This is a genomic window from Rhizobium sp. K33 (assembly GCF_056501445.1).
In genome coordinates this window covers 44415-64326 of sequence record NZ_CP096478.1, presented here as the reverse complement: position 1 = coordinate 64326, position 19912 = coordinate 44415, and the positions used below count along the sequence as shown (strand labels likewise).

The following is a 19912-nucleotide window of genomic DNA, read 5'->3' as shown; positions in this document are numbered from 1 at the left end:
AGAATGTAAACGAAAGATGACGGTCAGCAGATCAGGTCACACTGTGGTGATCACAAGGTGGGTGGGGCCTTCTGGAAGAAGACGTAGGACCCTTTGGCAACCTTGAAGATATCGCAGTTGCGCCGAACCTTGCGTTCACCTTCCAGGCGGAAGACACCGAGCGAACCGGAGAAACCATCCGGCGACATGATGCGCTCCGGCGCGAATGCCACTTCGCCGAAACGGCCGGCCAAACCGATTGCCATGGCCATGGCGTCAAACCCGTATCCGGCCTGGGCCGAGGCTGGCATGCCATAGCTTGCCATGTAGCGGCTGCCGATCCGGCTCTGGACGTTCTGGTCGTAGCGGCAGACGATGCTGCCGGTGAGCTTCGGATCGTTGAGATCCTGGGCCGTCAGCACCGTGCTGGCGACGACCCGGCGTCCCGGACGCGGCGGCTTGGCGGCATCGGCTTTCTTCAGCACGTCACCGGGTGACTTCACGCCCGGCATCAGGACGACCATGTCGGCCTTGCTCCAGGAGGCCAGCGCCTTGGACGGCAACGTGCCGCCGGCAAGCTCGACAATCGGCTCCACCTTGCCACCGAAAGCCTTGACCTGGCGGGCGATGCGATCGGCCTCCAGCTTTTCGGCCGGCGAGGACGCGAGGATCACGGCGTGGCTTGCGCCTTCGGCCATGGCGAAGGAGGCGCTTTCGATGAGGCTGTCGGTCGGGCTCGACACGAAGGCGTATACATCCGGGGGCAGCGCAACGTCGTTGGTCTGGAAGGCGATCATCGGCACCTGAAGACCACCGAGACCTCGCTGAATGATTTCGAATTCGGCGCCACGGGCTGTGGTGATGATCAGGGAGACCTGTTGGCGCGCCAAGGTCTTGGCAGCGGCCTCGATTGCCTCGGGCTTCTCCAGCGTCTCCAGCATGGTCAGCGTCACGACGTCGGAGCCCAGCGTGTTGACGGCCAGGGCCGCCCCGTCACGATACTCGCTGTCGGCCTGACGGCTTTGCTGATCGGCTCGGCGAACGCCGAGATAGGCCACCTTCACAGGACCCGACCCCAGCGTCTGATTGTACAAGCCGGTCTGACTGCCGGCTGGCGCTGTTGCAGTTCCAGCCCCCTCGCTCCCAGCGGGCTTGAAGTCGTCTGTCTGACAGGAGGCCAGGGTGAAGAGACCCAAAGCCAAGGTGCCGGCGCGCAGGAAACTCCGCGTGGTGATGACTGATCCAATCATGATTGCTGTTCGTGCGCTCCCGATCCTGCGGGAACGTTAAGCATCGGCATTCGCCGGCGCAAGAGCGAAGGCGTTCCATATCTGGGCAGATTATCATCATGGTAACTGTCAGCCGCCGCCGATCGGCCGGGCGATCAGCCTAGACTTACGACTGCAGAAGCCCGCAATTCCCGGGACTCGGCCTGCCATGGTTAAACACCGATTACTTCGATCGCTTGCATTTTACTATAATATATCCACCCGAATTCAAAGTATTTACGCCACATATCGGAACCAATAATTCAATCAATACAGCTATTCTCCAAGCAACAATCGGAGAATAGCGATGCTCAAGAACAAGAAAAACACTATCGCCCTCTCGGCCTTCGCCGTCGCTTCACTGCTGTCCACCAGCGCCACGGCCGCGCCCATTCCGACTGGCACGCTTTCCTCCTATTCCACAGTCGCCCAGACGCTGGTGCTCGGGATGAGCCCCGTGGCGGCAACCTTCGGCGAGACCATCCGGGAGAAGCTTGCCGAAACCTGGCAGAAAAGCGCCCGACTGATGGTTCAACCGCCGGCGCCTCAGGCCATTGCCCTTGCGCCGGTTGACAAGACGCTCTCGACAGGCGCCGTCGCCGTTACTCCCAAGTCTGCGCCATCAGGCCGGACCAAGGCGGAAGATGTCTTCGGCTCGGTCGCCATTCCGTTCAAGAAGCTCGGCGCGCTGAAGAAAGCTGCGCCGACTTTCTCGGAGATCGCTAAGGGAACGGCCCTGAAATGCGCAGGCAAGGATTGCTTCGATGCGAAGGCGATCGTTCAGCGGACCTCAGCCGGCAGCGGGATGTCTTCGATCCGGGACAAGCTCAACCTCGTCAATTACGAGGTGAACCGACGCATCACCTATCGCAAGGACATCGATAGCCATGGCCGCCTTGACCAGTGGTCGTCCCCGTCCCAGACGCTTGCGTCCGGCTTCGGCGATTGTGAGGACTATGCTCTGTTGAAGATGGCCGTTCTCGCAGCGCAGGGCGTTTCGCTGCAGGACATGACTGTCGTCATCCTCTACGACAAGAAGCGGCACTTCTATCACGCCGTCCTTTCGGTCGAGGTGCAGGGCACGCATTTCATTCTCGACAATATGCGCGATCAGGTTTTGGCCGACAGCCGCCTGCCGGACTATCAGCCGCTGTTCTCGATTTCGAACGGTCGTGGCTTCCTGCACGGCACCCGGACAAAGGGTAAGGCTCTTGCGATGAAGAGCTTCGACAGCATTGCCCCCGGCGAGGGTGGCGACCTCTGAGAGATGTTCGCGGTGAACCTCAGCCTCGAACGACGTAGCCGATCACCATCTGCTTCTGATGGCTTGGCGCCATGGCCAGGTTCATCTGGCCCGTGAGCTGCTTGCCGGCGCAGGTGGCGGTGAAACCGGTCGTTACCATCTTGCCTTTCGCAGACAGGCTCTGGATCGCGTCATCGACCTGTGTATCCAGCACGAAACGGAAACCTGCAGAGAGCTGCGCAATATTGCCCATGACCAGCCGCTGCTTCAGCATGGTCATGAAGGGTTCATTGAAGAACTGGATCTTCTTGTCGCGGGTGAGCACGATCGCCGGTGTCGGACAGGCCTGAACAAGCGTATTGAGGTGGTCCAGTGAATAGACGTTTTCCATCTGCGCCAGTCGCCGCCACATCCAGCGGAAGGCGATGACACGCAGCATCGAGGCGAGGTTGCTGTTTTCCCCGACCTGGGTCGCAGCCTGATCGACGATATCGCCGATCGACTGGCGCGAGCCGGTCAACAGCCATGAGAGACCATCCCAATAGATGGTTTCCAGCCGGATCCCCCGCCTCGTACCGCCCTTGCCGATGATTGCACGGAACTTCGGCTCCGCGTCGCTGTCCTCGACCTGCTGCAGTGCCGCCGGAGTAAAATCGGTCTGCTCAGGCTGAAACAGATGCCGGTCCGGAAAAGACATGCGGCGTCACCGTTCGGTCAGGGCGACGGACTGCGCCTTGTTGATCGGCTTCATCAGGTAGCTCAAGATGGTCTTGCGACCCGTCATGATTTCCGCCGAGGCGACCATGCCAGGAATGATCGGATAGGACTTGCCGTTGCGCACCAGTTCCGATTGATCGGTCTTTACGTGGACGAGGTAGAAGGTTTCCCCCTTCTCCTTGTCGACGATGCTGTCAGCCGAGACGTTCGTCACCTCGCCTTCAAGCCCGCCGAAGATCGAGAAGTCGTAGGCTGTCACCTTGACGATCGCCTTTTGTCCGCGGGTGATAAAGGCCACGTCCCGCGGCGAAATTTTGGCTTCGATCAGGAGCGTATCGGCGGTCGGCACGATGCCCGCGACGACCGTGCCCGGATCGACATAGGCACCGATCGTGTTGACTTCGAGCGTATTGACGATGCCATCGACCGGCGAGCGGATGTCGGTCCGGCTGACGCGATCCGTCGCGCCGCGGATCGTCTCGTCGATGACGGAAAGCTCGGCAAGCGTCTGGGCCTTTTCCGTCAGCGCCTGCTGGCGCAGCTGCAAGGCCAGTTCCTCGACCTGCAGACGCGCCTCTTCCACGGCGCCACGCAGGCGCTCGAGGCTTTCCTGGTAGACCGTGATCTGTCCGCGCTGATCGGTCAGTTCTCGCTCGAGCGCGATCAGTTCCGTCTGTGCGACGAGCCCCTTCTTCGCCAGCGGGCTCATCAGATCATACTGGCGGGTGGCCTGGGCAATGTTCTGCTCGAGGCGGGCGATATTGGCCTGGGCTTCCGTCAGTTCGTTCTCGCGCTGGCGCACGCGTTCGCGCAGCACGCCCGCCTTGTTGATGTAGGCTGCCTTGTTGGCCGCAAACAGGCGCTCTTCGTTTTCGCAGACCTTGTCGGCGACCGACTGAACCTCTTCCGGGCAGACAAAGGCGGTGTCGTAGTCTCCGGCCTCTTCGAGGGCGAGACGGGCAATCTTTGCGCCCAGCGCGCGAGCCTTGGCAACGGATTCGCCAAGCGAGGATTCCGTGGTTGTGTTGTTGAGCTGGACGATCAGTTCCCCCTTGCGCACGACCTGACCGACCTGCACGGCGATGGTCTCGACCACACCCGCTTCGGACGACTGGACAATCTGGGTCTTCGAGACGGGGATGACCTTGCCTTCACCACGAGCGATTTCATCGATCTCCGCGATCGCCGCCCAGGCGAGGAAAATCACGATGAAAGCCGCGACAAGCCCGACGATCATGCGGGCCATGAAGGGCGGGGTATCGGCAACGGGGCGGCTCATGGCTTAACACCCTTTTTCTGCATTGCTTCGATCACCTGCTTCTTCGGGCCATCGGCCACGATCCGCCCCTTGTCGAGCACGATGAGGCGGTCGACGAGGTCGAGCATGGTGAAGCGATGGGTGGCGATCAGCAGCGTCGTGTCCTTGTCGAAGGCATTGTTCAAACGATTGATGAGATGGCGTTCGCTTGCCAGGTCCATGGCGCCGGAGGGCTCGTCGAGGAAGACGATCTTCGGCTTGGTCAGCAGCAGGCGCGCGATCGTCATGGCCTGTTTCTGGCCGCTCGACAGATTGGAGCCGCGCTCGCCGACCGGCATGTCGAAGCCGCGGGGATGGCGCGAGACGAATTCCTCGACCCCGGTCATGCGCGAGACTTCGAGCAGTTCTTCATCCGTCGCATCGGCGCGGCCGATCAAGAGGTTTTCCTTGACCGTGCCGGAGAAGAGATCCGAGGACTGGCCCGCGACCGCAACGGCCGCACGCACTTCGGACATGTGATACTGCCGGATATCGACGCCATCGATCAGGACGCGGCCCTCCGTCGGCACGAAGAGTCCATCGAGAAGGCGTCCGAGCGTCGTCTTGCCCGACCCGATGCGCCCGATAATGCCGACCTTCTCGCCCGGAGCGACCGTGATCGACAGCTTGTTGATTACCGGATGATCAGAGCCCGGATATTGGAAGCTCACATCCTGGAAGCTGAAGCCGCCATGCTTGATCTCGCGATTGACGAAGCCGACCGTGGAGGGGCGATCTTCCGGCTGCTCCATCACCTGATCGAGGATGCGCAGCGAAAGCGTCGCCTGCCGGAACCGGGCGAGCGTCATCGCGATCTGCCCCAGCGGCGCGCCGGCGCGGCTTGCAAGCATCACGGTGGCAACGATCGCACCCATGGCGAGGCGGCCCTCGGAAAACTCGTAGGTGCCGGCGATGACGATCAACACGCCGACGATCTGCTGGATCAGCGTCGTCAGGTTGATCGCATTCGTCGAGATGTGCTTGATCTCTTCGCTGGTGCGGCTCGAATGCTTCATCAGCTCCTGCCAGCGCCGCAGCATGGTTGCCTCGGCGCGCAGGCTCTTCAGCGTCTCGATCGTCGAGATCGTCTCGACCAGCAGCGACTGGCGCTTGGAGGCCTCGTTCGAGGCGGCGGCCATACGGTGCCCGATCTGGGCCTGGGCGCGGAAGCCGATGGCGACCGACAGCAGAAGCGCGACGGCCGGGATGATCGCGAGCCAACCCGAAATGAAATAGATGACAATCAGGAAGATGAAGACGAAGGCCGTGTCGATCATCAGGCCAATCGTGTTCGAGGTGAAGAATTCACGGACGAATTCATACTGCATCACGCGATTGGCATATTCCCCCGTCGACATGGGTCGCGACGCGAGCGTCGTGTTCAACACCTTGTCGAAGATCATCTGCGACAGACGCAGATCGGCATTGCGCCCGGCATGGTCGATCAGAGCCGCGCGCGCTTCCTTCAGGAGATAGTCGAAGAGATAGGCGAGCATGATACCGGCCGCGAGAACCCATAGCGTCGGGATCGCCTTGTTCGGCAGGACGCGGTCATAGACGTTCATCGTGAAGAGCGGCGAGCCGAGCGCGATCAGATTGATGAAGAGCGCCGCAACGATGACGCGCATATAGGTGCGCCAGTAAGGCACGAGCGCGCGGACCAGCCAGTGGCGCTTCTCGATCTCGTCAGCCGAACCGGTGAGCGCTTCTTCGCTGTCATTGCGGTAGTAAAGCGTGAAGGCAAAGGCCGAGACGGGCGCCAGCGCCAGCAGTTCCTGATGCGACAGGCGGACGGCTGCGGTGCCTTCGCGGATATCAAGCGTATAGACGCCGTCGTCGCTGACCTCAAGCAAGGGCAGCGTTCCGCCATCGTTCAGGACGACGATGGCGGGACAATCGAAATCGTTTTCCCGGATCGCGCGCTCGCCGACCCGCATGACCTGCAGGCCGATGCGCTCGGCCACATGCTCGACATCATCGAGCTCGAGCGACTCGACGATTTCATCCGGCAGGCCGGAGAACAAAACGGTATCCGAGCTGGGCCGGCCATAAAACGCAGCCACAGCCTTGAAGGATGCACGAAAGCTCAGGCGGGCACGAGGGCCCGCCGGTTCGATCAACGAATTTAACATGTCATCCTATCGGATGGTCGTTTACTGGAGCGGCGCCAGGAGGTCCATCGGAATTCCTGCCTTTTGCCGCGGATCCCGCTCGACATAGGCCCCATTCGGGGTTGTCTTCACGGAAAACTCGTTGCGTGCATAAGCATCGGTCTGACCGACCGGCTTCACGTTCATCGTCTTCAACAGCGAGCCAGAGGCTGCAAGGATCTTGTATTCGGCAAAGAGCGCTGCAACACGGGCCGTTTCGGCAACGATGCTGGTGTTGAAGCGGGTGTTCTGCGCGTCGAGAACGTCGAGCAGCGAACGCTGGCCGATCTTGAACTGCTCGCTATAGGACGAGACGAGCTGGGCATTCTGCGACGACTGCGAATTCAGGATCTGCGAGAGTTCGCCGCGGCTGCTACGCTCGTTCCAGGCGGAGCGAACCGACTCTTCGATTTCGCGATGGACCTGGTCGGATGCATAACGCTGCTCGCTGGCACGACGGATCTGCTCCTGCTCGCGGGCCTGGTCGATGCCGCCGCGATAGAGGTTCCAGCGGGCCACCAGACGAACCTGCACGTCGTTGGTGTTGCCTTCGTTCGTGCCGACATCGTTGCCGACGCTGGCGCGGCCTTCGAGATCGACCGTCGGTGCATAGTTGGAGCGGGCGGCGCGCACGGCAGCATCAGCCGCATCGATATCGGCGCGGGCCGAATAGATGCGCGGATTGTTGGCCTTGGCGGTTGCGATCGCTTCCTGCAGCGAGCGCGGGATGAACTTGGCGACGGAGCCCGGCACCTTGGCATTGGTGATCGGCTCACCGACCGTCTTCAGGAAGCGGATCTTGGTGAGTTCCAGCTCTTCCTTGGCCTCGCGCAAACGGGCCTGGGCAGCGGCGAGACGCTCACGACCCTGGACGGCGTCAACTTCCGTCAGCGCGCCACCGGAGATGCCCTGATTGATGTCGGACAGGATACCATTGTGGAAGGAAACGTTCTGCTGGGCAACGCCGACGATCTTCGCCTGCAGGATATATTCGAGATAATCCTGCACGACCTGCAGCGCGACCGTTTCCGAACGCTCGAGAACGCGGAAGGAGGCGCCATCGACGCGGGAGGCTTGCTGATCGACCTGGGCGCGACGACCGCCGCCATCGAGCAGGCGCTGGGTGACCGTCAGGCCGACCTCGGAGGAGTTGTAGATGTCATAGTCCCGCGTCGCCGTCCCGGTGCTGTCGTTCGACAGCCGGCGCTTTCCCACGCTTGCCTCGAGATCGATCGACGGCAGGTAGAGGCCGCGGGCCTGGCGCAGCTCGAACTCGACGGCTTCGCGGTTCTGAACCGCCTGCGAGATCTGCGGATTGGTGGTGAGCGCCTTCTGGATGGCCTCCTGCAGCGACATCGCGCTTGCGGGCGAAACCGACGCAATGGCGAAGGCTGCCGAGGTGTACAAGGCTGCAAATAAAGTCTTTTTGGTAAACAACGGTCTGCCCCTACCCAAATCTTCCTTGGCGGCCGTTATATACCGGGGCAACTGTCGCTGGGAAGTCCAATCGGCCTGTCCAAAAGATGCACCCAATTTTGATCTGTTGAAAAAGAATCAAGGTTTTTCGACATTCGGAGGAAGGAAATACTCCAAAACGGGCCCGACTCCATTGCATCTGTCGCGGTCACTACCCCGCCATCGAATCATTTTGCGGAACTGCGAAGTTAACCTTGCGATAAAGTTCCAGACTTTGTGAGCTCGAATGCCCAAGTTCTGAACATAGTGTCTCTCGCGCGCAACACTGCGACATCGGCCTACGAGGCCGAATGGGCATTTACTGCAAATCTCCGAGTCCTTCCGAATCGCGGGAAAGTAATCAAGCCATTGCTTCCGCCGCGAAAACGAAAAGGGCGCCGAAGCGGCGCCCTTTCCTCAGTTGTATACTATACGTTTTATTCGTGCGGCGTGACCGTCGTATGCTTGTCGTCGAAGAGGACCTTGATGGCGGTGTCGTGGTTCTGAAGCACGACCACATCCTTCCAGGTGTCTTCGCCGGTCTGGACGCTGACGGTGGTGTTGCCGTCATCGACCGTGGCGCGCAGATGGGTCTCGACACTCGCATCCGGCTGCTCGCCCAGCAGGCTGTCGAGAAGGGCCGTCACGTCGAGCACATCGCCTTCTTCAGAGCTGAAGTCGGTGATGACGTCGGCCACGTCGAGCTCATCAAGAGCGGTACCGTCAAAGACGAAGGTGTCGGCGCCGGCGCTGCCGGTCATCACCACCTCGCCCAGGCCGCCATGCAGCGTCAGGCCTTCCGGCTCCGATCCGAAGATCGTGTCGAAGCCGACTTCCACGAAGTTGCCGGTCGAGCCGTCGGCGAAGGTGAACTCACCCTCGGCGAAGATCGTCTGGCCGTCTTCCTCGCCAGTCGTCTGGTCCGTCGTGAGCGAGATGCTGGTGACACCGTGATCAGACAGGCTCGAAAGCTCGCCTTCGTCGCTGACGCCATTGTTGTTGGCATCGACCCAGATCGTCAGGTCGCCGAAGACCGTATCGCTGCTGTCGATCTTGCCGTCGCCATTCGAGTCGAGCGAGGCCAGAGCGGCCACGCCGCTCGCAAATTTCCCGCCGTTGAAATCGGGCGTGAAGATTTCCGAGCCGTTGTCGATCAGGCCGTTGCCATCGACGTCATAGGCGAGAATGCCATCGTCGCTGGTCCAGGCGATCTGATCAGCCTTGCCATCGGCATCGATGTCGAAGGTGACGCCGTTGTCGATCGACGAGAAGGCGAAGCCGTTGTGGTCGAGGTCGAGGACGATGGGGTCGGCGGCGGTCGGAGGCGTGCTGTTTCCTGTAATCGTCAGCGTGTAATCGAAACGCCCATCCCCCGAGTTACCACTGTCATTGTTTACAACGATAACCGTGTAAAAGCCGGACGTGGTGGCGGTGAACGTAAAGCGCGGATCCCCCCAGGGACCTGGCTTATCGACGTTATCGTCCGCAGTTCCAACGTAACCCGAGTCTGTCGTGTTCAGCGAGTTTCCGAGTGTGGCGGATGGGTTGGTGAATTTTCCCTTGAACAACCAGAGCGCAGGATCAAATGCATTTTCGCTGCGATCGACGGCAATTGAAACCGTCTGCCCTGCTTGCGCGTAGAAAACCCAGTAGTCGCTCTTCGATGGATCAACAGTAGTATAGCTGCCTTCGTCGTCCACCGAACCACTTACGGTCACATCTCTACCCAAAAGTGTTCCGACGAAGTCATCTACAGGGTTAACGTTGACAGAAAGGTTCTTCGTCACAACTTCCGTGTCGCCACCGACAGCTTCCGTCGAGGTCGCACGGACCTTCAGCGTGAAGTCGGCATCCGAGTTCGCCGGAGGCGTGATCTTCAGCTGCGACAGGTTCCAACCAGTGATGTTCGCGGTCGTCGAACCTGCAGTCGCCGTGAAGGTCTGACCCGATGCTCCCGTCAGCTTGGCGCCAACCGGAATATCGAGAATCTCGAGCTTCAGGGTCTCAGAGCCGTCCGTATCCGTTAGGCTGGAAGAGACAGACAAGGAAATCGCCGTGTCTTCATTGCCGCTCGCCGAAGAGACCGTCAGGGACGGAGCATCCGCAACGGCGGTGACCGACACTGCAAGATCCTTCGTCACAACTTCCGTGTCGCCACCGACAGCTTCCGTCGAGGTCGCACGGACCTTCAGCGTGAAGTCGGCATCCGAGTTCGCAGGAGGCGTGATCTTAAGCAGCGACAGGTTCCAACCAGTGATGTTCGCGGTCGTCGAACCTGCAGTCGCCGTGAAGGTCTGACCCGATGCTCCCGTCAGCTTGGCGCCAACCGGAATATCGAGAATCTCGAGCTTCAGGGTCTCAGAGCCGTCCGTATCCGTTAGGCTGGAAGAGACAGACAAGGAAATCGCCGTGTCTTCATTGCCGCTCGCCGAAGAGACCGTCAGGGACGGAGCATCCGCAACGGCGGTGACCGACACTGCAAGATCCTTCGTCACAACTTCCGTGTCGCCACCGACAGCTTCCGTCGAGGTCGCACGGACCTTCAGCGTGAAGTCGGCATCCGAGTTCGCCGGAGGCGTGATCTTCAGCTGCGACAGGTTCCAACCGGTGATGTTTGCCGTCGTCGAACCAGCCGTCGCCGTGAAGGTCTGACCAGAGGCACCCGTCAGCTTGGCGCCAACCGGAATATCGAGAATCTCGAGCTTCAGGGTCTCGGAGCCGTCCGTATCCGTCAGGCTGGAAGAGACAGACAAGAAAATCCCCGTGTCTTCATCTGCAATCGCCGATGACACCGTCAGCGAAGGAGCATCCGCAACTGCCGCTACAATCACCGTCACAACGATCGGAGCGGACACGTCACCGTCGTCGTCCGTGACGGTTACAGAGAAGGTCTCGGTGCCGCTCCAGTTCGACTTCGGAATGTAGGTGAACTCGCCCGTCTCTTTGTTCAGGGACAACGAGCCGTTTGCCGGACCGGTGACCAAGGAGAAGCCATTCTGGCCTACTCCATCATCCCCGATAATCGCCGCAATGGTTCCGCTGACGCTTTCGTCTTCCTTGGTTTCAAAGGTCTGCGGCGCACCCGACGGCGCACCATCCACCGTGACCACGAACTTGCCTGCGGCAAGCGACACGGCATCGCCATCGAAGTCCTGCGCCTGGATGAGCGAGGAGAAGTCGATGTCGCGGTCGCCCTGACCATCGATCGGCTTGTTGAGCGTGAAGGTGCCCGAGCCATTTGGCGCCAAGGACAGCGTGAAGACCGTCGGACCGTTCAGGCCCGCTGTCGCAGTCAGGATATTGTTCGCAACGGCGTAAACCAGCGTCACACCGCCAGACTGGAGGACCGGAAGGCCTGAGGTGCCGGATTTCAGGCTGAAGGTCAGCCCCTCGTCTGCCCCAACGCTGACGAGAGGAGATAGATTGAAGTTCGCGCTGGTCGGTGCTGCCGAGCCGGGCGTGCCGGCCAGACCGGCGAACGTGGAGGCATATTCCCCGCTCAGTGTGTTGCCAGGAGTCAGGTTTTCAGCAACCCCGCCATCGCCTTCGACCTTACCGAGGTTCGTGAGGTTGTTGCCGGTTGGCTTGATGCCATAGGCCTGGATCGTGAAGGCGTGATCGCCAGGCGCATTGGCCCCGCTCTCGATCTTCGCGATCTCGTCCTTGATCTGTTCCAGAGCCTTGCTAGCGGAGGTATCCCACCATTCCGTTTCATTCCGATTCGGTTCACCATCCGAAAGGAAGATCAACTCGTTGACATCAGCGTTTGCAAGCGGGCCGTCGGGAGCGGTGGTGACCTTCTCCAGATCCACATCGCCGAAACCATTGGTGGCCGCGAATTCGATGTAGGCGATCTGCTTACCGGCAGGCGCGGTAATAGTCAGGGTGCCAATGCCATTTACGGTCTGGCTGCCATTTGCCGGCGACGTTCCATCTGTGAAATGAACCGTGTAGCTGAACGTGGTCGATCCATTCGAAACTTTGTCCTCCAGCTTGAACTGTGCGCTGGTGACTGGGACGCCGTCGAAGTTGCCGAGATTCGCATACTCGCCGGCACCATCATAGTTGTTGAACGCGCCGAAATCGAAACGCAGACGCTCGCTTCCGCTCAGGTTTTGGCCGTCAACGCCCCATCCAAATGTCAGGCTTCCCTCGGCATCACCAAGCTCGGTGCTAGACGTCCAGCCGGACACCATCGCGACCTGGGTAGAACCGTTGAAGAGGATGTAGGCTTCGTCCCGGGAGCCGCCCACGCTTGCATCGAAATCATCGGTGCGGCCATCGACATCCAGAACTCGAGCTGGAATGCCTTCGATCCACTGAAGAGCCTCACGCATACCCGCTTCATAGTTGGTGTTCCCGCCGCTTCTGAGACCAGTGATGTCGCTCAACGCGTCATCAAGAGCGCCCAAATCCTTTGTGCCGTTACGGATGAGATCATAGGTCCCGACAGGCTCCGCATCTCCGCTGAACTCGACGATATGGACACGCACATCCTTTGCGCCTGTGGCCGCTAGATTTTCCAGGAAGTTCTTCACCTGTATCTGGAACTGCTCAACATTCACGCTACCCGATGTATCGAGAACGAGGACGAAGTTGGCAACCTTGGCCTCCGTCGGTGCGACGATCTGCGGCGTGTCGATCTTCACCTCATCTATGGAGCCATTGGCCGTCGGGATGTCGTCGCGGACATCAATCACGAACTTGCCGGCCGTGAGCGTCACGGTATCGCCGTCGCCGTCCTTGCCGACGATGAACTGCGAGAGATCGAGAAGCGAAGACGGCGTACCGCTGCTGAGCAGGTTCTCGGCGTCGTTGAATGCGCCATCCGAACCCGATGCGACATTGTTCAACGTCGGGTGGTCGATCTGGTCCTTCAGTTCGAACGTATAGGAGGTACCCTGCGCGTTCAGCTTGAGGGTGAAGACCTCTCGGCCGTCAGCCGTGCCGGTCAACGTCTTGCCATCGCTGCTTACCGAAATCAGGATCGGCTTGCCCTGAGAGGTCAGCCCGGTCGGTTCATTGGTTGCCGCCTTCAGAGAGATCGCTTCGGTGGCGTGAGCGCCGTCAGCACCAAAGTTGAAGAACGACATGAGGGATGCAACGCTGACAGACTTACTTGCGACACCATCTCCGGCAATCGCGGTGCCATTTGCGATCGCAGCCGCCGAGTCTGCCGCTGCCGTCGAGAGGCCGTCCTCGTCGACAACCAGACGGACGAGAGAAGCCGATGTCGCAACTGCCGGCCCGTGATCGGCAAACTTAATGTTGCCACCCAGATCGATCCAAGCGCTGTCGACATGCTTGTCGCCATCACCATCGGTGATCGTCGCGGTGGCAGTCAGCTTGACCAGGTTATCTGCCAAAGACTTCAGGTCGTCTGCGTAGTTTGAGGAGTCGGATTCGTCGTGGTCGATTTCCTTGAACTGGGTAAGGGTGACCTTACCAGAGGCGTCAACCTCGATCTGGAATACCGTGCCCGCCGAGGTCTTGCCGAGAACCTTGCCGTCCCTCGACATCACGAGCGTGATATCACGGCCATCGCTCTTGAGGCCGGAGGCCGAGTCAGTGACGCTCAACGCGTAGCTGACCGTCACCTTACCTGCGCCATCTGCACCGAAGGACTTCGATGCTATCGAGAAAACACCACCAAAGGCAGCGCTGCTTACGGCAGTATCGTTGACACGGTCACCGATCGTTTCGCCGTCCTGCGTCGTCAGAACCACGTCACCTTCGTTTGTCGCAATGATGTCGATCCTCGGACCGTCATCTTCGAACACAATCTTGCTGCCGATTTCGACCGTGTCAGTCGCCTTATCGCCGTCAAAATCTTCGACGGTGACTTCTGCGAAGATCTTGTTCGCCAGGGTCTCTTCGCTTGTGCGGCGATCGCCGTCCGACGCGTCATTGCTTTCGTCCGAATCCTTCGGATCGTCGTGCTTGATCGAGACATACTGGACCATCGACAGCGTGCCGTCGTTTGCAATGTGGATTGCAAAGGCAGCCGGATCCGGATCTGCCTGTCCTGGCTGACGAATGTCATTATCGCCATCGTTCGGCTTGTCATAGCGGCCGACGACCAGCCCGTTCTCGATGAAGAGGTAGATGTCGCGACCGTCCGTCGTCTGCAGCCCCGAGTAGGTGCCGTTTCCGGCGACCAGCTTGAGCGCCCAGGTCACGCTGGCCGTGTCATCGGCACCTTCCTTCACGACGGCCGTGACCATGCCAGTCTGAGTGGCATACTGGCGCGTCATGTCAGGGTCATTTCCTGGCAGGCCCACGCCGCTGAAAAGCGCAGTCACCGCTTCGCTGCTTGTCTCGTCATCGCCAGCGTCGGAACCTGCGGTCTCGTCTACGATCAGTCGCCCGCCGGTTGCACGCGCGTCAACTTCCGGAACATCATCACGGATCCCGATCGAGAAGACGTCGTCGAGAGTGACGCTATCTCCGTCACCATCGGTTGCCTTGATCAGTGCGCCGAAATTGATGTCGGTGACCTCGACACGGTCGAGAACATCCTGGAGGTCGAAATTCTCATCGGACTGAGGGGTATTATGGCGATACGCAAGCCCATCATCACCCGGCGCGTCGTGATCGAGCTGGTCGAAAAGCTTGAATTCAAATTTACCGCCAGGCTGCACGGTCAACGAGAAGACAACGCGTTCTGCGCCACCTTCGCCGCCGGCGACATACGCTTCCAGCGCATTGCCGACAATTCGGTAGCTCAACGCGTCACTCTGCGAGGACAGGCCGAGTTCGGTCAGAGTTTCCAGTGCAGCTTCGGCTGCCTCACCCGTCACGAAAGAGAAGGAGACCGGGCCATCGGCACCAGGCTTCACGAGGCGCTCCAGGGAGCCGCTGATATAGGCCGGGCCGCGATCGTCTCCGACGTTCGGGTCACCCGTATAGGAGTTGTCCCAGCGTGCAGTATCGTTCGGGCTTGTGCCGGTCGACAGGCCAGTGTTGATGTCGTCTTCGTCTACGGTGAAGACGAGGTTGCAACCGCTCTGAACAGGAACGTCGTCGATCACATCGACCGTAAAGCTGCCACGAGCGCTATCGCCGTCCGCGTCCGTTGCCGTGAAGGGAATGTTCAGGCTCAACACTTCGTCGGCACCTGGCAGTTCCGACAACAGCATGGGGGACGGAACATCACCACCATTGTCACCAGCGCCCTCGGGTGGAGCGGCGTGATCAAGATTGCCGATCAGCGTGAACGTGTAGCTACCGGTCTCCGAGGTCGGATCAAGCGTGATGGTGAAAACGGTCCCTGCCGGATACTCACTGCCCTCGGCCATAAATGACTTTGCGGCTTGCTCGCCCTCAACGGTCTCCTTGTAAGCAACGAGAACGTACCCGCCGTTCCAGTTGCCTTCGCTATCTCTCGCGTAGTCGATATAATACTGCAGCGTCTCGTTATCAGACGTCAGACCCGCCAGATCCGAGATAGCGGCAATGATATCGCCAGACGTCGATGAGGTATCGAGGCCGGCAAAAGCCAAGGTACGACCGATTGGATCGTCGCCTGTTGGCTCGCCATCTACGATAGCTTCAGACTTGAGATCATTGTCCGCGCCCCAACGGATCCCGAGGTCGCGGTGAACAGAGTTCGAAAGCTCTTCGGGATTCTCAACCTCGGGGTTCCCGTTCTTCAGGTAATCTTCCGATACGGGCCCGCTCGCATCAGCTTCACCATCGATAACCGGGCTGTCGTCATTGACCGTCACCGAGAAGCTCGACGAAGCGCGGCTGCCGTCGCTGTCCTGAGCGGTGAAGGGGAACTGGATGACAATGTTGTTCTCAGACTGACCGTCCGGATGATCGAGATTACCGATCAGCGTGAACGTGTAAGAGCCGTTTGTGGCGATATCGGAGACTGAGACTGTGAAGACTTCCTCGCCCTCGCCTTCGCCATTGTCTTTATAGGCAGTGAGCACTGTCCCGTTTGCCGACAGTTCATAAACGAGTGCAACGCCGTCCGACGTATAACCCTGAGCAGCGAGTGCGCTGAGTGTTGCCGGCGTGAATGCCACGCCACGATCGTTGGCGAGCGTGAGGCCCGTGTTGCCGAGGCCGTTGGCGTTGTCGGGACCCCAGTTGATACCGAGGGACCCTCGGAAGCTGAAGTTGCCGTTTGCACCATCATTCAAGTTGCCGCCATCGACGAAATCATCGTCGACAAGGCCGGCAGTCGCGCCGAGGAAGGTGGGCTCGGTGTCCGATGCATCTGCACCCAGAATGACACCAGTGCGCAGCTCGTCGCCGAAGCTCGTGTCTTCCAGGAGATCCGCGAGCGCGAAGTCTTCAGGCGCTGCGTCGATCGGATTGTCGACGAGGTTGCGGCTCGCGTCCGGCGTGCCTTGAGCGGTGAAGGTGCCGTCCGGGCCGGCTGCGACGTTGATGTTCGAGCCTTCCAGCGCGGCGAAGAGAGCGACCTGCGGAAGCTCAACATCGCCTATCACGAAAGTCGGGATGTTGGCTGCGCCGCCGATGACGACGATCTCGGTGCCGTCGGCGAGGATGAGGACCAGATTTGCCCCGTCGACTTCGAATTCGAGGTTGTCGAGCTCGATGCCGGCCGGGAGCGTGACCACGTTCTCGGCGTTCGGCGTGACTTCGGTCGGGATGACGGCTGCGGCCGCCTGGACCGGTGCCTGGCTCGGCAGGCGGTCGGTGCGACCGGCGTCGGGCGTTTCCGCCTGAGCGACTTCAATGCCTTCTACGGTCTCGCTGGCGAAACCCAGATGCTGTTCGACCGCAGAGTCGAAATCGTCAGCTGCGGAAGTATTGTCGATGCTGGACAGGCGCGGATCTTCGATGGACATGGTAACTCACCCCTTAACAAGTTGATCGCAGTTAAATCGCGATGCCGGGGCGGGTGCAACGGTTTCTTAACCTTGAAGATATAACCGGTTATGCTTCAAGCGACCATTATTGAAAAAGAAGTTAAGTTCGGGCCGAAAAACCCTTTTATTTCTGCAATTTACTCAATTTTTACCAGATTTCCGCGGCGACCTCCTCAGCCTTCCGCGATAGCTCTGGGGAAGCTCTCAGGTGGCAAGCAGACACGACAGCACAACTCCCGGCCAGATGACATCCTAAGTTGCTTGTGGCCGGGCCGATCGGTTCTGCAATCAGTCTTCGGAGAAGATGGGATCGTTGACGAAGGGGCCACCCTGGTAAATGGCGATCGGGTCATCAGGTCTTGGTTTGGGCATTGCCTCGTCGATCTCGGCCCGGAAGCGTTCGGCATTGTCCTTCGGATGCCAGCCCAGATAGGAGACGTGGGAATTGTCCCACCAGCGGGTGTCGTTGTTCGAGCAGCCCCAGATGATCGGGCAGCCGAGGCGCGGGGCGCGGAAGATGCACTCGATCATCGAGAGGAAGTCGTCATAGCTCATCCAGGTGGAGAGCATGCGGTGGTTTTTCGGCTTTTCCATGCAGCTGCCGATGCGCACCAGCGCCGTCTCCTGGCCGAACTTCTCGAAATACATGCGGGCGAGCGCCTCACCGAAGCATTTTGACACGCCATAGAGACCATCGGGCCGCAGTGGCGCCTCATGATCCAGATATTCGTCCTGACGATAAAAGCCGATCGTGTGGTTGGAGCTCGCAAAGAGGATCCGCGGCATGCCATTGGCGCGCGCGGCTTCATAGAGATTGTAGAGGCCGAGCAGATTGGCATTCATGATCTTCGAGAACTTGTCCTCGACAGAGATGCCGCCGAGATGGATGATGCCGTCGCAGCCCTCAACGAGCCTGTCTACGGCGGACCGGTCGCCCAGATCGCAGACAAAAGCTTCCTCATGATCTGCGACCGGACCGAGATCCACGATGTCAGAGACCCTGACGATCTCCGCGAGCCCCTTCAAGCGCCCACGCATCTCGCTGCCCAGTCCGCCGGCAGCTCCCGTCAGCAACAGTCTCTTCACGCCGTTCTCCTCCTCAGATATGATTTGCCAACTTATCATACAGGTTGATCGAACCCGGTCAATATCGTAGACCTTTGCGAGGACAGGCTGGTCAAACCCGGCTTCACGATGGAATATCGCGGTCCAGAAGATCGGGCGGGGAAACGGGCATGGCGCTACAGGCGAGAACCGAAACGGGTGCGGGAACCCTGGTGCAAAGGCTCGGAGACACGCTGAGAAAGGCGATCGCCGCCGGCCAGTTTCCGCCCGGGAGCAAGCTGCCAAGCGAGGCGCAACTCTCGGAAGCCCATGGCGTGTCCCGCACCGTTGTGCGTGAAGCCATCGCCTCGCTCAGGGCCGACCGGCTGGTCGAAGCCCGCCAGGGCGCCGGGGTCTTCGTGCTGACGCCCCAGGACCCGCCACCTGCTCCGCTTTTGATCGGCAATATCGATCCGGCCCGCGTTTCCTCGATGATAGAGCTCCTGGAACTCAGGACCGCCGTCGAGGTGGAAGCCGCAGGCCTTGCAGCCCTCCGCCGCTCTCCGGCACAGGAAGAGGTGATCCTGGAACGGCATTATGCCGTTCGCGCCTGTCTCGAGGCCGGGCAATCGACGACCGAAGCCGATTTCGCTCTGCACCTGGCCATCGCCGAGGCCACCAACAATCCGCGCTTCCGCGAATTCCTCGCCATGATTGGCAAGAATGTCATCCCGCGTGCCGCCTTGCGCGATGAAGACAGCGAGGAAGATCAGTCCGCTTATCTGCGCCTGATCGATGCCGAACATGCCGACATCGTCGAGGCGATTTCGCTTGGCGACGAGGAGGCTGCACGCGACGCCATGCGACGCCATCTGCGCGGCAGCCAGAGCCGCTACCGGGCACTTTTGCGAGAACAGCGCCAACCTGTACGATAACATTTGACATAGGCGTCGATAATACGTATGACAACTTGGCCGGAGGAGGCCAAGAGAGGACATTCGAACATGACGCCGCAAGACATCAAGGCCGCGCTCGGCGCCGGCCTGCTCTCCTTCCCTGTCACGCATTTCGACGATGCAGGGAATTTCAAGTCCGACAGCTATGCCGAACATGTGGAGTGGCTGTCCGGTTTTGATGCGCCCGTGCTGTTTGCAGCCGGCGGGACGGGCGAGTTCTTTTCGCTGACGCCATCGGAAGTTCCTCGCATCGTCGCTGCAGCCAAGGAAGCCGCCGGCAAGACCGCGATCGTCTCCGGCTGTGGCTATGGCACTGACATCGCAGTCGAGATCGCGCGGTCCGTGGAGAAAGTCGGCGCGGACGGCATCCTTCTCCTGCCCCATTATCTGATCGATGCCCCGCAGGAGGGCATGTACCAGCACGTCAAGCGCATCTGCCAGTCGGTCGGCATCGGCGTCATGGTCTATAATCGCGACAATTCGGTTCTTGGGGTCGAGACGCTGCAGCGCCTGTGCGACGAATGCCCCAACCTGATTGGCTTCAAGGACGGCACCGGGGATATTGGCCTGGTTCGCCAGATTACCGCGACCATGGGCGACCGGCTCACCTATCTGGGCGGCATGCCGACAGCGGAACTCTTTGCCGAAGCCTATCTTGGTGCCGGCTTCACGACCTATTCGTCTGCCGTCTTCAACTTCGTGCCGGGGCTGGCCGTCGACTTCTACAAGGCCCTGCGCGCCGGTGAGCGCGAGCGCTGCGAGACGATCCTCAAGGACTTCTTCTACCCGTTCATGGCCATCCGCAGCCGACGCAAGGGTTATGCTGTCTCGGCCGTGAAGGCCGGCGTGCGCCTTCAGGGCTTTGCCGCCGGGAAGGTGCGTCCTCCCCTCGACGATCTCACGGCAGAAGAAGAAGAGATGATGGCCAAGCTTATCGCGCCGTGGAAGCGCTGAGCA

10 protein-coding genes are annotated in these 19912 nt (G+C 60.1%); 3 read left to right on the top strand and 7 right to left on the bottom strand.

What is annotated here, in order from left to right; all coding sequences use genetic code 11:
* Positions 1-50: 50 nt before the first annotated feature.
* Entirely contained in the window at positions 51-1229 is a 1179-nt protein-coding gene (locus tag M1E12_RS00265) for a type 1 periplasmic-binding domain-containing protein (protein WP_310240326.1), read from the bottom strand.
* Positions 1230-1554: 325 nt separating this feature from the next.
* Here M1E12_RS00265 and M1E12_RS00260 point away from each other — a divergent pair, with 325 nt between their 5' ends.
* On the top strand, positions 1555-2511 hold the full coding sequence (locus M1E12_RS00260) for a transglutaminase-like cysteine peptidase (RefSeq protein WP_479563329.1): 957 nt from the start codon (positions 1555-1557) through the stop codon (positions 2509-2511).
* A gap of 19 nt (positions 2512-2530) precedes the next feature.
* Here the strand turns inward: M1E12_RS00260 and M1E12_RS00255 are convergent, their stop codons facing one another.
* The 6 genes from M1E12_RS00255 to M1E12_RS00230 all read right to left on the bottom strand — a co-directional run bounded on the left by M1E12_RS00255 (position 2531) and on the right by M1E12_RS00230 (position 18041).
* Entirely contained in the window at positions 2531-3187 is a 657-nt protein-coding gene (locus M1E12_RS00255) for a ribbon-helix-helix domain-containing protein (protein ID WP_479563328.1), read from the bottom strand.
* Between the two features lie 6 nt (positions 3188-3193).
* Positions 3194-4486, bottom strand: a complete 1293-nt coding sequence (locus M1E12_RS00250; protein WP_479563327.1) for an HlyD family type I secretion periplasmic adaptor subunit — start codon at positions 4484-4486, stop codon at positions 3194-3196.
* Positions 4483-6636 (bottom strand): type I secretion system permease/ATPase, encoded by a 2154-nt coding sequence (locus tag M1E12_RS00245; RefSeq protein WP_479563326.1) that lies wholly within the window; start codon positions 6634-6636, stop codon positions 4483-4485. Before M1E12_RS00245 ends, M1E12_RS00250 begins: the two co-directional genes overlap by 4 nt.
* A 21-nt stretch (positions 6637-6657) precedes the next feature.
* Complete coding sequence (locus tag M1E12_RS00240; protein WP_374725505.1) at positions 6658-8010, bottom strand: TolC family outer membrane protein; 1353 nt, start codon at positions 8008-8010, stop codon at positions 6658-6660.
* 536 nt (positions 8011-8546) lie between these two features.
* Entirely contained in the window at positions 8547-16934 is an 8388-nt protein-coding gene (locus M1E12_RS00235; protein WP_479563325.1) for a T1SS-143 repeat domain-containing protein, read from the bottom strand.
* A 309-nt stretch (positions 16935-17243) separates the two neighbouring features.
* A complete protein-coding gene (locus M1E12_RS00230) occupies positions 17244-18041 on the bottom strand; it encodes an NAD-dependent epimerase/dehydratase family protein (RefSeq protein ID WP_479563324.1) in 798 nt (265 codons plus the stop codon).
* Between the two features lie 149 nt (positions 18042-18190).
* On the opposite strand from M1E12_RS00230, the gene M1E12_RS00225 reads away from it, so the two are divergent.
* Together M1E12_RS00225 and kdgD are read left to right on the top strand one after the other, a co-directional pair.
* The gene (locus M1E12_RS00225) at positions 18191-18934 is read left to right on the top strand and encodes a FadR/GntR family transcriptional regulator (protein WP_113459963.1); all 744 of its coding nucleotides are present in this window, start codon (positions 18191-18193) and stop codon (positions 18932-18934) included.
* Positions 18935-19003: 69 nt separating this feature from the next.
* Positions 19004-19909 carry a 5-dehydro-4-deoxyglucarate dehydratase gene (gene kdgD / locus M1E12_RS00220; RefSeq protein WP_310240312.1) on the top strand — a complete coding sequence of 302 codons (906 nt, stop codon included), beginning with the start codon at positions 19004-19006 and terminating at the stop codon, positions 19907-19909.
* Positions 19910-19912: the final 3 nt, after the last annotated feature.